Below are 13,375 nucleotides of genomic sequence, written 5' to 3' on the forward strand. Positions count from 1 at the left end.
CGTCAGTCGTGATGCGACATGGACATCGCGTGGGAATGCGTGCCCGATGGCGCGGTGGCGGCCGCCGGCGCCGCGGTCGGAGCCGCCCCACCCGGCGCGGTAGGGGCCGGGGCCGATGGCGGGGCCGGCTGGCCGAGCGCGAGCTGCATGGCGGCGATCTCCTGCTGCTGATCGACGATGATTTCCTGCGCGATGCGCCGCAGCTGCTCGTTCTTGCCATGGCGCAGCACGGCCTGCGCCATCTCGATGGCACCCTGATGGTGCGGCGTCATCATGGCGACGAAGTCGCGGTCGATGTCGCCGGTAGGCTGGATGTCCATGTCTTTCATCATCCTGGCCATGGCGGCATCGTTCTCGGCGATGAAAGCCGCCTCGCCGGCGGGCGGCGCCGCAAAGGCAGGAAGGACGACAAGCGGCGTCAGCAACGCCAGCAGGCCCAGCTGGCTTCGCGGCCGTCTTGTTCTCGGGGCCGGTGCTCTCGGGACCGGTGCTGTCGGGACCGGTGCTGTCGGGACTGGTGCTCTCGGGCCGGATGCGTTCGCGCGTCGTGGCATGGGATCTCTCCATCGGGGTTGTTGCCGGGTATACACGGCCGCCACGCGCTTATTCCGCCACGTGGCGCAAATAAAAAATTTGCCGGCACGCTGGAATAAACTCGCGGCTGCCCGTGTATGCCTCGGGTAAGGGCGGCTCGATGCCGCCGCCAACGGAAACCGACGATGAACATCCGGGATGTCCTGATCGACCATGTGCCGCGGCTGCGCCGCTACGCGCGTGCGCTGATCCAGAACCGGGAACTGGCGGACGATCTCGTGCAGGACACGCTGGAACGCGCGCTCGGCCATGCGCACCAGTACCGGCCGGACGGCGATGCGCGCGCATGGCTGTTCGCGATCATGCATAACGTCCACGCCAACCAGGCGCGGCGGGCATCCGCGCGCGCGCCGCATGTGGCGATGGAGGGCGATGTGCTCGATGCCGCCATCGACGCCGCGGGGTTTGCCGGCCTGGCGGGGACCCCCGACGGCCAGGCGCGCGCGCTGGAGTTGCGCGACCTCGACGCGGCGCTGGCGAAGCTGTCGGCCGAACAGCGCGAGGTGGTGCTGCTGGTCGGTCTGGAGGACATGAGTTATGCCGAGGTGGCGCAGACGCTCGGCATTCCGCTGGGCACCGTGATGTCGCGCCTGTCGCGCGGACGCGAACGGCTGCGCGCGCTGGTGGCGGGAGAAGCCGGCGACCTCGGGCAGGGCGCCGCGACGAAACTGAGGGTGGTGCGATGAACGACGAACGACCAACGGGCCCGGCCGACGCGGCCATCGGCGAACTCGAACTGCATGCCTATGTCGATGGCGAGCTGTCCGCCGAGCGGCGGGCGGCCGTGGAGCGCGCGCTCGAGTCCGATCCGGTGCTCGTGGCGCGCGTGGACGACTACCTTGCGCAGAAGCGCCTGCTGCATGCGCGATACGACGCCGTGCTCGACGAGGCCGTGCCGCGGCGATTATGGCCGGCCGCCAATGCGCGGCGCCGGTCGCGAATGACCGTGGCGTTTGCGATGGCCGCGATGCTGGCGCTCGGCGTAGGGATCGGCATCGGCATGGGTGGCGTCATGGGCGGCGTCATGGGCGGCGTCATGAGCGGCGGGCCGTCGTCGCGCGTGGTGGTGGCGTCGCAGGGCGGCGACGCCTCGTCGGGCTTTGCGCGCCGCGCGGCGCTCGCGCATGTGGTGTTCATGCCCGATATCGTGCGGCCGACGGCGATGGATGGCGGGCACGAGCAGGACTTCGTGAACTGGCTTGCGCAGCGGCTCGGGACCGATGTGCATCCGCCGATGCTCACGCGCAGCGGGTTCGAACTCGTGGGCGGGCGGCTGCTGCCCGATGCCAATGGCGATGTCGCCCAGTTCATGTATCGCGATGCGCAGGGGCAGCGGATCACGCTATGCGTGTCGCGGCGCAAGGCGGACAGTGGCACGACCGCGTTCCGGCTCTATCAGGATGGGTCCGTCAATGTGTTCTACTGGATCGATGGCGATTTCGGCTATGCCGTATCGGGCGGCATCGGCCGCGACGTGCTGCTCGAGTTGTCGCACGACGTGCATGAGCAGATTGCGAACAGGAAGCGTTAGCCGGCGCTTCAGCGCTCTCCGACGCTTCAGCGCTGTCCGCTTCAGATCTCCACGACGTAGTTCCAGTCGAACCGCGGGTTCTCCATCTCCCCCGTCCGTCGCGACCGGTAGCCGCGCGGGTTGCAGACCACACGGGCATCGTCGATGCGGTAGTCGAAGCCCGTATGCGTATGCCCATGCACCCACAAATCTGTCTGCATGACCAGGTCCGGCCGTTGCGAGAGGAAGCCCGCCGACACGATATCGTGCGCATAACGCGCATCGAGGCTGCCGATATCGGGGCCGTGATGCGTGACCACGACGGTCTTGCCGTCGAACGGCTGCGCGAGCGTTGCCTCGAGCCATGCCGTCGCGCGCCGGTGCCGGGCCAGCGCATCGGCGGGCGTAAAGCGCCGAAGCGTCCCGTCTTCCGAAGCCGTGTGGATCAGCCGATGGTCCACCATGACGCTCGCGCAGGCCGCCATCGCGTCGTCGAAGCGCGCCGCGCCGAACAGCTGGTAGTCGGTCCACCACGTGGTGCCGATGACGCGCACACGCGTCCCGTCGCGATCGGCAAATTCCGCCACCGCCTCGTTGAGCACGATCACATGGCCGAACTCGGCCGACGCGGCCGCGAGCTGCCGATCGACCAGCGCGAAATTGCTCTCGTAGTACTCGTGATTGCCCGGCACATAGACCACGGGCACGTCGAACGTGCGCGCGGCCCAATCGACGCCCTCGCGACCGTTGGCGATATCGCCGGCGAGGATCACGAGATCCGCGTCGCAGGTGGGCACGTCCTGCGGCATGTCGTGCTCGAGGTGGAGATCGCTGAGCAGGCGCAGCTTCATGGGCAACTCCCGGATGCGTGAAGGATCAGGCATCCGATTCTCCCACAGCTATTTGGAAATGCGCAGGATCTCCGAGGCCAGTTTCGCGAAGCAGGGACGCAGGTCGTTGATCGTGGCCGCGTAGCAGTACACGCCACTTGTCTGCTTGTTGTTGTAAGACGGGGCGTCTGGGGTATTGGCCATGTTCCGCAGCAGATCCGCGTCGAAGCCGCCGTTGCCGTCGAGGCCGAGCGTGAAGATATACACGCCCGCGTCGCGCATGGACGACGCCATGGCCAGCGGTACGTTGGCCGCCGCGTTGTAGACATTGCGTGCGAGATTGTTGCCGTTGGTGGCGGCCGTCACCGTGTTGGGCTTGCTGCCGACGATCAGGAACTCGGTATCGTTCGCGTTGTGCACGTTGTAGTAGGTGGGCATCTGCGTCGGCGCCTTGTTGCCATTGACCGCGTCGCAGTTGCCGCCCATGGTCGAGTTCTGCTTGTCGAACGTGTAGTAGCCGCTCGGCGTCGCGGTGGGGGAAGACGCCGTGATGCCGCCCGCGCAGGTGCGATTGCCGTTGAGCTGGTACGTGGCCGCGATCGTATTGGGCCGCCCGTCGGAGAAGAACACCACCACGCGCAGGCTCGACCGGTTGGTCTGCAGAATGCTGTTGAGCTGCGCGCGTGCCTGCCAGAGCCCCTCGGCATAGTTCGTGTTGCCGCCGTTGCTCATATTGGTGATGGTCGTCTGCATCGTGGGCCGGTCGAAGCCCCGCTGCGACGTGCGGATGGGAATGTCCGTGAGGCCACCCGACGAAAAATGTACCAGGCCCACGCGATCGGTCGTCGGGCTGAACTGGTTCAGGAAACTGTTGGCATTGGACCGCACGGTGCTCCAGACCGGACCCATCGAGCCCGACGAGTCGATCACGAAGATCATGTCGAGGTCTTTGCGGATCGTCGTGGACGTGGCCGCGACCGCGACGTTGTTGAAGCCGAGGACCTTGAGCAGCGTGAGGGGCATCGTGCTCGTGGCGGAAACCGAAATCGTGACCTTGCCCTGTTCGAACTGCACGGTCGGGGTGTTGAGCGACGGCGTGCCGCGCAGATAGCCGTTGGCGAAGTTCGCGTGGAAGAAGTCGGAGGCGGCCTGCTGTGCCGAGGCGGTCTGCTGGGCCTGCGTCGTGCCGTTGGTGACGGCGCGCGCGGCGGCCACGGCGGCCGAGTCCACGGCCGCGTTGAGGCGCGCCTTGGTGACGTACGCCATGCCGGCGTCCACCGCCAGCCCGACGATGCCCGCGAGTCCGATCATCGTCAGCGCGGCGATGATCGTGATCTGGCCTTGCTGACGTGCATGTCGTGGGGAGAGGGGTTTCATGGTGCCTCCTGCCGCTTGGCTTCGCTCAGAACACCGTCGAGGAATACAGGTTGGGGCCGAGCGTCGGCATCCGCAGCGTGCCGATGCCCAGACCCTGGAAGAACATGTTGAAGCTGTAGTACGACTCCACGACCCAGATGACCTGCCCGTCGGCGATCTTGCCGGGCATCGTGTTGGCGGTGGGCGAGCCGGTGCCGGGCGAGGGCAGGCTCGAACAGCTGCCGTCGTTGCCCCAGCGGCTGCAGCTGCCGTACGTCTTGCTGGCGGGCGCGCTGCCGCCCATGCTCCAGCCGCCCGTCCAGCGATATTGCTCGAGCACGATATTGCGGACCGTGCAGTTGGTGCCGGACTTGTTGCAGTTCTCGGCATTGCCCATCACCTTGGTCACGTAGATCATGCCGCGCCGGCCCATATCGAGCGGCGGCGTGGTCTGCGCGAGCGAGTTCATGATGACCTGCGGCGTCTGCGAACTGCGCGACGCCAGGCTGGCGCCTTCGCGCGTGAGGTTGACGAGGATGAGGTTGGCCTGGATCGCGCGGGCGAAGTCGATGACGGGCAGCGTGAGGAACACGAAGATCGGCATCAGGATCGCGAACTCGATCACGGCGATGCCGCGTTGCGTGCCACGCTGGGTCCGGAGGGTGCGTGCGGGAGTCATCAGAAGGCCTCGTTGCGCATGGTGGCCGCCACGCGAAAGCGGTACTTGCCGCCGGTGGAGGTGTAGAACGCGGCCACGACGGGGGTGAGCAGCGGCCAGTTGCAGGTGACCTCGATGATCACGATGTCGCCGGCCGAGCCGAACATGCCCGCGCCGCTGGCCTGCGAGGTACCGTTGACCCGCGTGGTGACCTGCGCGCCGGACATGTCGTACACCCCGAGCGAACTGTCGTGGATTTTCTCGAGCACGGCGCGATAGCGCTGCTGGCTGCTCGTGTTGGGGTCGAGGTTGGTCTGGCCCGTCACCGCATAGCGCGCGCCTTCGCGCACCGCGTGCTGCATGGTGAGGTTGGCCCACATCATCGCGCTGAAGTCGATGATGGAAAAGAACGTGAGGAAGAACAACGGGGCCACGAGCGCGAACTCGACGGCGCTGGCGCCACGCGTGCGAGCGCGACGAAGGATGCGTGCAGTCATGGGAATCCCCCCTTGCATGGCAGCGTGGGCGGCTATCCGCCCTGTCCCATCATGAACGGCATGAGCGCGCGATAGAACTGCAGCGCGGGCGAGCCGAGCAGTACGACCATCAGCGACGGAAAGATAAAGAAGATGAGCGGGAACAGCAGCTTGACCGCGATCTTCGCCGCGCATTCCTCGGCGCGCTGTCGGCGCCGTGTGCGCAGCGTATCGGCCTGCACGCGCAGCGACTCCGCGATGCTCGTGCCGAAGCGGTCCGCCTGAACGAGCATGCTGACCAGCATGTCCACGTCATCGACGTCCGTGCGCAGCGCGAGATTGCGCAGTGCCTTTTCGCGCGAGAGGCCGGCGCGCAACTCCAGCACCAGCAGTTCGAGCTCTTCGCCCAGCGCGCCGCGCTGGCTGCGCAGTTCCTCCACCACCTTGAGCAGCGCCGCATCGAGCGCGAGGCCCGCCTCCACGCAGACCGTGATCAGGTCCAGCGCATCGGGGAACGCCTCGAAGATTTCCTGCTTGCGCTGGCGGATGCGCCGGCGCAGGACGAGGTCCGGCAGGTAGAAGCCCGCGATGGCCGCGGCGAGCATCGCGATGGGCAACAGCCGCGGGTTGTCCTCGCTGACCACACCGCCCGTGGCGAGGAACACCGCAAGCGGGAACGCAAGTGCCAGCGCGGTCTTGGCCGCGAAGTAGACGGGAATCGCCGCGGGGCTGCGCCAGCCGGCGTTCATGAAGCGCGTGCGCAGCACCGAGCCGTCCCAGCCTTCCTTCGGCACGGCGAGCTTCGCGAGGGGCTTCGATGCCTGCGCGAGCCGTTGCAGCCATTCGTCCTGCAGGACCGACGGCGTGTCGTCCTCCCCGGCCGTGGCGCGCGAAGCCTCTTGGATGCGCTTGCGCGAAGCATCGGGCTGGAGCAGCAACATCGCCGCGAGCGCCGCGCCAAAGGCCAGCACGAACGTCAGCACCAGTACCGCGATCTGTTCGACTTTCATGTCGCACTCCTCATGGCGATCTCCCGGTGTCTAGATATGGATCCGCACGATCCGGCGCATCCACACGAGTCCCAGCGCCATCAGCAGCAGCGCATAGCCGACGATCCACGGTCCGGCCGGATCGTTGCGCAGCGGCTTGAGAAAGCCGGGGTTCACGAGGTACATCGCGCCCGCCAGCCCGAACGGCAGCAACGCGAGGATGATGCCGGACAGCCGCCCCTCGGCCGACAGCACGCGCACCTGGCCCATGAGCTTCATGCGTTCGCGAATGATGTAGGCGACGTTGCCGAGAATCTCGGCCAGATTGCCGCCCGACTCCCGCTGGATCAGCACCGCGATGACGAGGTAGCGCAGGTCGGGCAGCGGCGCGCGCTCGGCCAGGTTGGTCAGTGCATCGTGCATCGAGGCGCCGTAGTTGATCTCGTCGAACGTGGTGCGGAACTCGGCGCCGAGCGGATCGGACAATTCGGCACCGGCCATATCGAGCGCGCTCGAGAACGAGTGGCCGGCGCGCAGCGCGCGGCTGATCATGTCCGCGGCCTCGGGCAACTGCATCTCGATGCGTGCGAGCCGGCGCGCGCGGCGGCGCTGCACGTGCCAGAACGGCAGCACGAGCCAGCCGAGGCAGGCGACGGTCAGCATGAGGTCGGGCACGCCCAGCAGCCGGCCCAGCAGCCACAGCGCCACCGGCGGCAGGAACGTGATGGTCGTGAACGTCGAGACGTTCCACCGCAGCCCCGACTGCATCAGCATGCGGTCCAGCGCGTGGATGCGCGGCATGCGCTCGAGCAGCGCCGCGACGAATGGCGAGCGGCTGAACGCGCGGTCCTTGACGATGGAGCCGGCACCGTTGCCGTCTTCCTGCCAGCTCGCTTCCGACACCGCGCGCAGGCGGCGGTCGAAGCGGCGCGCGGCCGCGCTATGGCGGCGCATCCACCATTGATAGCCGAGCGCGAGCATCACGACGATGGCGATGAAGAGCGACAGCGCGAAGCCGATCAGCGTGTTGTCCATGGCGGTCTCCAATCAGACGTCGAACCGTATCGAAGGCTCGTAGAGCCGCTCGGGCACCGACAGCCCGAACGCGGCGAGGCGGTCCGAGAAGTGCGGCCGCACGCCCGTCGCGCAGAAGTAGCCCTTGACCCGGCCGTCGGCATCGACGCCCGAGCGCTTGAACGTGAAGATCTCCTGCATGTTGACGACGTCGCTCTCCATGCCCGTGACTTCCTGGATGCTCAGCAGCTTGCGGCGGCCATCGGTCAGCCGCGATACCTGCAGGATCACCGTGATGGCGGACGTGATCTGCTGGCGCATCGTGCGCGGCGGCAGCGAGAGGCCCGCCATGCTGACCATGTTCTCGAGGCGCGTGAGCGCGTCGCGCGGGCTGTTCGCGTGGATCGTGGCGAGCGAGCCTTCGTGGCCGGTGTTCATCGCGTGGAGCATGTCGAGCGCTTCCGCGCCGCGCACTTCGCCGAGGATGATGCGGTCCGGGCGCATCCGCAGCGCATTGCGCACGAGCGAGCGCTGCGTGATCTCGCCACGGCCCTCGATGTTGGGCGGACGCGTTTCCAGCCGCAGCACGTGGTCCTGCCGCAGCTGCAGTTCGGCCGCGTCCTCGATGGTCACCACGCGCTCGCTGGCGGGAATGAAGCCCGAGAGGATGTTCAGCATCGTGGTCTTGCCGCTGCCGGTGCCGCCGGAGATCAGGATATTGAGCTTGGCCTTGACCATCGCCTCGATCAGCTGCGCCATCGGCGGCGTCAGCGTCTGGAGTTCGACCAGGTCCTTGACCATCAGCGGATTCACCGCGAAGCGGCGAATCGACAGCAGCGGGCCATCGACGGCCGAGGGCGGGATGATCGCGTTGATGCGCGAGCCGTCGGGCAGGCGCGCATCGACCATCGGGCTCGATTCGTCGATGCGCCGGCCCACGCGCGAGACCATGCGGTCGATCACCTTGAGCAGGTGCGCGTCGTCGTGGAACGTCACGTCGGTGAGTTCGAGCTTGCCGCGCCGTTCCACGTAGACCTTGCTCGCGGTGTTGACGAGGATGTCCGAGATCGTGGGATCGGCGAGCAGCGGTTCCAGCGGACCGTAGCCGAGCATCTCGTCGCGCACGTCGGAGACGAGCCTGCGCCGTTCGGCCTCGTTGATCGGGATATTGCGTTCCTCGATGATGCGCTCGACGAGCACCGCGATTTCACGGCGTACCTGATCGGGCGTGAGGCGCTGCAGCTTTTCCAGTTCCACGCGCTCGATGATGGCCGCGTGGATATCGAGCTTGAGTTGCTGATAGGCGGCGTTGGCGCCCGACCCGGGGGGCTGGGCGCTACCGCCGCCCGGATGGCAGGCGTTGGCCGCGGTGCCGGTATCGGCGGCCACCACATGGTCCGGCATGGCCTCGCCGGCTTTCTCGAACAGTTGGGCGCGCAGGGACATGGCGGTTCTCCGTGGGGGTCTCGATCGGTGGCGGCGTCAGGCCTGCTTGCCGAGCGCGAGCGGCCGGGCCGGCGCGGCGCGGTGGCCCAGCAGCCGCGAGAACAAGCCTTCTTCGCGCGCGCCGGCCTGCGGGAACATGTCATCGACCATGCGCGTGAACGCGCGCGAGATCGCGCTGTGCGGCGCGAGCTGCAGCACGGGCACGCCCTGGTTGGCCGCTTCGCGCGCGGTCTTCGGATCGTGCGGCAGCGTATGGGCCACGCGCGCGCCGAGGGTTTCCTCGAGCGTGCGTCCGGTGATGGGTGCGTGGCGATCGAACTGGTTGACGACCAGCTGCGTGCGTTCGGCCGGGTAGCCGAGCGAACGGAAGATGTCCAGCAGATGGCGGCCCGCGCGCAGGTAGGGCAGCGACAGTTGCGTGACGCAGTGGATCGAGTCGCTGTGGTCGAGCACCATGATCGACGACGGATTGATCTCCTGCCCGACGTCGAACACGAGCACGTCGTACGCGGGTCGCGCGAGGTCGAGGATCAGTTCGAGATGCGCGGCCTTGAGATCGCCGGCCTTGACCGGATCGCCGGCGCCGGCGATCACGTCGAGATTCGGATGCGCATGCGTGATGCATGCATCGAGCAGCGCGAGATCGAGCCGGCCCGCCTGCTGGCAGATATCGGCAATGGTGGCGGGCGGCTTCTTGTCGGTGACGACGAACGCGGCGTCTCCGAACTGCTGCACGAGGTCCACGAGCAGCACGCGCTTGCCGCGCAGCGCGGCCACCGCATGCGCGAAGTTCGCCGCGACGAAGGTGGTGCCGGCACCGCCCTTGCACGAGGAGAACGAAATGGTGCGCGCCTCGGCCTGCATCTCGGCCGGTGTGCGCGCGGCCACGCGGCAGAGCTCGGCGTGGAATTCGCGCGGGTCGAGCGGCCAGCGCAGCACGCTGCGCACGCCCATGCGCATCGCGCGCATCAGCAGGTCCGCGGACGGCGCCGGCGTGACGAGGATGCAGGGCACGTCGCCCGGTTCCGGAAAGCGCTGGCGCAGCCGTTCGAGCACGTCGGCGTCGAACTCGTCCGCCTGCAGCACGAGGAAATCCGACGTGTGGATCAGGCCGGCCATGGCGAGCGCCTTGGCGGGCTCCGCGCACACGAGCTGCGGCTGGCGCTGGATGTCGGCCTGCTGGGCCAGCGCCAGCATCTGCCGTGCGCGGGTGTCGTCGGCCGACACCAGGATAAGCTTTGCCATGGCGAATCTCCGTTGGATGCAAGTTCAGGGCGAACCCACGCTGCCGCCGCCCACGCCGATCACGTACGCATTGGTGTCGGTCGGCGGATTGCGAAAGGACTGGTTGTAGCGGTCCATGGCGAACGTGGCCGCGCGGCCATCGACGCCCGTGACGGGGTCGGGGTTGTATGGCGCATTGGGATTGAGCGTCTGCATCATGCGCACGGTGCGCACGGCGTCACCGAAGTGCGCGTCCCAGACGGGCGAGGTGTTCATGCAGCCCCCGAGGCCGAGCGTGAGCAGCGCGCCGAGGACGGTGAGGGCGGTGGCGATGGGACGTGAGTTCATGTCGGTCTCCTTGACGATGCCGTGCGGACTACTGCGTGCTGCTGGCCGCCGCCAGCGAGGACGCCGTGGCGGGGGGCGCGGAGGGCGGCAGCGCGGCCGTCGGTGTGAAGCCGCCGCTCGCCGGTTGCTGCGGCGTCGGTGCCAGCGGCGTTGCGGTGACGGCAGGGTCCGCAACCGTGTTGACCGTTGCCGGCGCCGGCGCGATCGATGTGGTCGGGGGCAGGGCGCTGCCGGGGGCGGGCATCGGTTGCGGCTGCGGCACGACCATCGGCGGCGTGCGCGGGTGGCCTTCCATATTGCCGTTGATAAAGACCTCGCCCGGCGTCACTGGCCCGAACGAATCGGTCGGCATCGGATAGTTGGCCGGCAGCGGCTTGACCAGACGCGGCGTTACCACGAACAGCAGTTCGCTGCGGTCCTGCTGGAAGTTCGTGCTGCGGAACAGGTTGCCGAGAATCGGCAGCTCGCTCGCGCCGGGCAGTCCCTTGAGGCTGCCCGTCACACCGCTCTTGATCAGGCCGCCGATGGCGAAGCTCTGGCCGTCCATCACCTGCAGCGTGGTGGACGCGCGTCGCGTATTGATCAGCGGCAGGATCGTCGATCCGGACAGGTTCGGCGCGGTGAGCGCGACGCCCGTCGGCGACAGTTCGGAGACTTCCGGTGCCACCTTGAGGTTGATGCGCCCGTTGGCGAGCACCGTCGGCGTGAAGCGCAGGCCCACACCGAAGGTTTCTTCCTGCAGCACGATCGAGGTCACGCCGCCGAACGTCGATTGCGGCACGGGAATGAAGACCTTGCCGCCGGCGAGGAAGCTCGCTTCCTGCCCGCTGATCGCCATCAGGTTCGGTTCGGCGAGGATCTTGACGAGGCTGTCGCCCTTCTGCGCGTCGATCGCGACCTGGAAGGGCAGGTTGTTCGCCTTCGAGCCGGTGATCACGCCCGAGGCGCCCGAGAGGAAGTTCGCGAGCAGGCCGAACGACCAGCTGCCGAACGCGCCCTGCAGGTTCGCGGCCGCGCCGAGCTGGTCGATGAGCGTCTTCGACACCTCGGCCACCTTCACCTCGAGCATCACCTGCTGCGGGGCATCGACGGACATCATGTTGATGATGCGCGGGTTGCGAACGGGCATGCCGCCGTTGCTCGTGGCGGCAAGGTTGTTGGCCATCGGCATCATTGCACCGCCCATCGCACCGCCCATCGCCATGGCCGGCATCATCGGCATGCCAGGCGTGCCCGGCGTGGGCGCCGGCGTGCCCATCGGCTGCTGCGGCGCCTGCAGCGGGCTGCGGCTCTGGCGCTGCACGAAGGCGTTGGCGATATCCATGATCTGCTGCGCGACGATCGCGTCCGGCACATTGCCGGACAGCACGAGGCTGTCGGCCGCCGCGGAGACGCGCACCGCGCGGGCCTGCGGCAGCAGCGAGTGGAGCGCGGACTGCAGGCCGGCCGGATCGGCACCGACCGTCACGTCGATCACCGTGCAGCGGCCGCTGCGTCCCTGCACGATCATGTTCGTGGTGCCGACGTCGAGGCCGAGCACATAGAGTGTCTGCGGCGAGACCAGCATCGCCTGGACGATGCTCGGATTGCCGAGCGTGCGCGTGCGCACGGGCTCGGGCAGCGGCAGCATGCGCGACTTGCCGATGGGCACGGTGACCTGTTCGGGCTCGGCGGCGGCGCCGACGCAGCTGGGGCCGCGGCTGATGCTGCCGTCGGCCGGTGCTGCCGGCGCGGCGGCGGCGCCGATGGTCAGCTGGATCGGGCCCGTCGCCGCGATGCGTGTCGGCTGCCCCGCGGCGGCCGAAGCCGCTGCCGCTTCCTCCGCGGCCTGTACCTGCTCGCTGGCCAGCCAGACGCTGACGAACGCGAGGCTCGCGAGGGTGGTGGTACGCAGGACCCGGCGCATGCGCGGGCGATCGGTGGAGCGCGTAGACCGTGGGGTCCGCGCGGGCGTATGGCTGGCTTTCATTTCGATTCCCCCGGTGGATATGGACACGGTGCTTAGAAGCACTCCTGGTTCTGTTGCATGCCGCTGATCACGCCGACGCACTGGCTGTTGAGCTTTTTCTCGACGACGCGTTGCACGACCTGCACGGCACGGACGACCGGCGCGGGCGCGGCGGCCTGCACCACGGGCTCGTTGAGCAGGCTGCGCTTGGTGGCGCCCGCCGTATCGACGGGGCGCTGCTCGACCTGGTTGCGCAGCACGAGCGAGAGCGAGCCGACGCTACGCGCGAGGTCGAGTTTCTCCGCCTCGACCGGCGACACTTCGAGGGTTACCGCGTTGACGACCTTCGGCTTGGTTTCGTCGCGGTTCACTTCCTGCGCCACGGCGAGCACGAGGATCTTCTCGAGCACGATCTTCGAGATCGATTGCTCGGGTTGCGCGCCGTCGGGTTTGTCCTTTTGCGTATTGACGATGATGTCGACGAAGCTGCCGGGCAGCGCGAAGCCCGCCACGCCAACCACGTCGTTCACGCGCACGGTGATCGCGCGCTTGCCTTCGGCAATGACGGCCGAGAGGCCACCCTTGGTGCCCGCGGGCGTGAGCTTCGACTCGAGGATCGGCTCGCCGCGCATCACACTTGCCTTGGTCACGCGGCCGTCGATCGTGGCGACGTCGCGCATCGCGCCCGGCGGCAGGCTTTCGCGCGGCCAATCGACGAGCTTGACGAACTCGGGCGCGAGGCGTTGCCCGAGATTGATGTCGGCGGTAGCGACCGCGACCTTGGTGGTGCTGCCGGCGCTCTGCTGGACCATCCAGCGCGAGGCCATCACTACCGCCGCCAGGCCCGCGAGGGCTGCGACCAGCAGCATCACCAGTGTGCGTACGTTTCTCATTTCAAGGTCCCTCCGGTCTGTCGGTGCGAACGCATGCACGCCGCCCTGGCCGCGCCGGTTGCCGGCGCGCCATGGTCGTGATGCGGTGG

The 13,375-nt window shown here is 67.9% G+C and carries 14 protein-coding genes; 2 read left to right on the forward strand and 12 right to left on the reverse strand.

What is annotated here, in order from left to right:
* Positions 1-2 precede the first annotated feature (2 nt).
* Positions 3-440, reverse strand: a complete 438-nt coding sequence (locus tag FOB72_RS01465; protein ID WP_411859820.1) for a DUF305 domain-containing protein — start codon at positions 438-440, stop codon at positions 3-5.
* A gap of 279 nt (positions 441-719) precedes the next feature.
* Between FOB72_RS01465 and FOB72_RS01470 the strand changes: the two genes are divergently transcribed.
* Positions 720-1,280, forward strand: coding sequence for an RNA polymerase sigma factor (locus FOB72_RS01470; protein WP_150370915.1), 561 nt, complete (start codon positions 720-722; stop codon positions 1,278-1,280).
* Positions 1,277-2,125, forward strand: a complete 849-nt coding sequence (locus FOB72_RS01475; protein WP_150370916.1) for an anti-sigma factor family protein — start codon at positions 1,277-1,279, stop codon at positions 2,123-2,125. Before FOB72_RS01470 ends, FOB72_RS01475 begins: the two co-directional genes overlap by 4 nt.
* Before the next feature lie 41 nt (positions 2,126-2,166).
* Here FOB72_RS01475 and FOB72_RS01480 read toward each other — a convergent pair whose 3' ends face one another.
* Genes FOB72_RS01480 through cpaB form a run of 11 tightly spaced genes read right to left on the reverse strand, consistent with a single transcriptional unit; the run spans position 2,167 to position 13,286 of the window.
* A complete protein-coding gene (locus FOB72_RS01480; RefSeq protein WP_150373696.1) occupies positions 2,167-2,955 on the reverse strand; it encodes a metallophosphoesterase in 789 nt (262 codons plus the stop codon).
* A 48-nt stretch (positions 2,956-3,003) separates the two neighbouring features.
* Positions 3,004-4,311 (reverse strand): vWA domain-containing protein, encoded by a 1,308-nt coding sequence (locus FOB72_RS01485; RefSeq protein ID WP_150370917.1) that lies wholly within the window; start codon positions 4,309-4,311, stop codon positions 3,004-3,006.
* Positions 4,312-4,336: 25 nt separating this feature from the next.
* On the reverse strand, positions 4,337-4,969 hold the full coding sequence (locus tag FOB72_RS01490; protein ID WP_150370918.1) for a TadE/TadG family type IV pilus assembly protein: 633 nt from the start codon (positions 4,967-4,969) through the stop codon (positions 4,337-4,339).
* Positions 4,969-5,445 carry a TadE/TadG family type IV pilus assembly protein gene (locus FOB72_RS01495; protein WP_150370919.1) on the reverse strand — a complete coding sequence of 159 codons (477 nt, stop codon included), beginning with the start codon at positions 5,443-5,445 and terminating at the stop codon, positions 4,969-4,971. The genes FOB72_RS01490 and FOB72_RS01495 overlap by 1 nt, the downstream gene beginning before the upstream one ends.
* Positions 5,446-5,477: 32 nt before the next feature.
* Entirely contained in the window at positions 5,478-6,434 is a 957-nt protein-coding gene (locus FOB72_RS01500; protein ID WP_150370920.1) for a type II secretion system F family protein, read from the reverse strand.
* 30 nt (positions 6,435-6,464) lie between these two features.
* Complete coding sequence (locus FOB72_RS01505) at positions 6,465-7,448, reverse strand: type II secretion system F family protein (protein WP_150370921.1); 984 nt, start codon at positions 7,446-7,448, stop codon at positions 6,465-6,467.
* Between the two features lie 12 nt (positions 7,449-7,460).
* Complete coding sequence (locus FOB72_RS01510; RefSeq protein ID WP_150370922.1) at positions 7,461-8,873, reverse strand: CpaF family protein; 1,413 nt, start codon at positions 8,871-8,873, stop codon at positions 7,461-7,463.
* Between the two features lie 36 nt (positions 8,874-8,909).
* Positions 8,910-10,118, reverse strand: coding sequence for a CpaE family protein (locus tag FOB72_RS01515; RefSeq protein ID WP_150370923.1), 1,209 nt, complete (start codon positions 10,116-10,118; stop codon positions 8,910-8,912).
* Between the two features lie 24 nt (positions 10,119-10,142).
* Positions 10,143-10,445: a hypothetical protein gene (locus FOB72_RS01520; protein ID WP_150370924.1), complete on the reverse strand. Its 303-nt coding sequence runs from the start codon at positions 10,443-10,445 to the stop codon at positions 10,143-10,145.
* A 28-nt stretch (positions 10,446-10,473) separates the two neighbouring features.
* Positions 10,474-12,414, reverse strand: coding sequence for a type II and III secretion system protein family protein (locus tag FOB72_RS01525; protein ID WP_223851384.1), 1,941 nt, complete (start codon positions 12,412-12,414; stop codon positions 10,474-10,476).
* A gap of 32 nt (positions 12,415-12,446) precedes the next feature.
* The gene (gene cpaB, locus FOB72_RS01530) at positions 12,447-13,286 is read right to left on the reverse strand and encodes a Flp pilus assembly protein CpaB (protein ID WP_150370925.1); all 840 of its coding nucleotides are present in this window, start codon (positions 13,284-13,286) and stop codon (positions 12,447-12,449) included.
* Between the last annotated feature and the right edge of the window lie 89 nt (positions 13,287-13,375).

The organism is Cupriavidus pauculus (assembly GCF_008693385.1).
GTDB classification, from domain to species: Bacteria; Pseudomonadota; Gammaproteobacteria; order Burkholderiales; family Burkholderiaceae; genus Cupriavidus; species Cupriavidus pauculus_D.

What these genes read in the sequence shown, in the direction of transcription:
- FOB72_RS01470 (WP_150370915.1), top strand. Translation starts at nt 720, where the DNA reads ATGAACATCCGGGATGTCCTGATCGACCATGTGCCGCGGCTGCGCCGC.
- FOB72_RS01475 (WP_150370916.1), top strand. Translation starts at nt 1,277, where the DNA reads ATGAACGACGAACGACCAACGGGCCCGGCCGACGCGGCCATCGGCGAA.
- FOB72_RS01480 (WP_150373696.1), bottom strand. Translation starts at nt 2,955, where the DNA reads ATGAAGCTGCGCCTGCTCAGCGATCTCCACCTCGAGCACGACATGCCG.
- FOB72_RS01485 (WP_150370917.1), bottom strand. Translation starts at nt 4,311, where the DNA reads ATGAAACCCCTCTCCCCACGACATGCACGTCAGCAAGGCCAGATCACG.
- FOB72_RS01490 (WP_150370918.1), bottom strand. Translation starts at nt 4,969, where the DNA reads ATGACTCCCGCACGCACCCTCCGGACCCAGCGTGGCACGCAACGCGGC.
- FOB72_RS01495 (WP_150370919.1), bottom strand. Translation starts at nt 5,445, where the DNA reads ATGACTGCACGCATCCTTCGTCGCGCTCGCACGCGTGGCGCCAGCGCC.
- FOB72_RS01500 (WP_150370920.1), bottom strand. Translation starts at nt 6,434, where the DNA reads ATGAAAGTCGAACAGATCGCGGTACTGGTGCTGACGTTCGTGCTGGCC.
- FOB72_RS01505 (WP_150370921.1), bottom strand. Translation starts at nt 7,448, where the DNA reads ATGGACAACACGCTGATCGGCTTCGCGCTGTCGCTCTTCATCGCCATC.
- FOB72_RS01510 (WP_150370922.1), bottom strand. Translation starts at nt 8,873, where the DNA reads ATGTCCCTGCGCGCCCAACTGTTCGAGAAAGCCGGCGAGGCCATGCCG.
- FOB72_RS01515 (WP_150370923.1), bottom strand. Translation starts at nt 10,118, where the DNA reads ATGGCAAAGCTTATCCTGGTGTCGGCCGACGACACCCGCGCACGGCAG.
- FOB72_RS01520 (WP_150370924.1), bottom strand. Translation starts at nt 10,445, where the DNA reads ATGAACTCACGTCCCATCGCCACCGCCCTCACCGTCCTCGGCGCGCTG.
- FOB72_RS01525 (WP_223851384.1), bottom strand. Translation starts at nt 12,414, where the DNA reads ATGAAAGCCAGCCATACGCCCGCGCGGACCCCACGGTCTACGCGCTCC.
- cpaB (WP_150370925.1), bottom strand. Translation starts at nt 13,286, where the DNA reads ATGAGAAACGTACGCACACTGGTGATGCTGCTGGTCGCAGCCCTCGCG.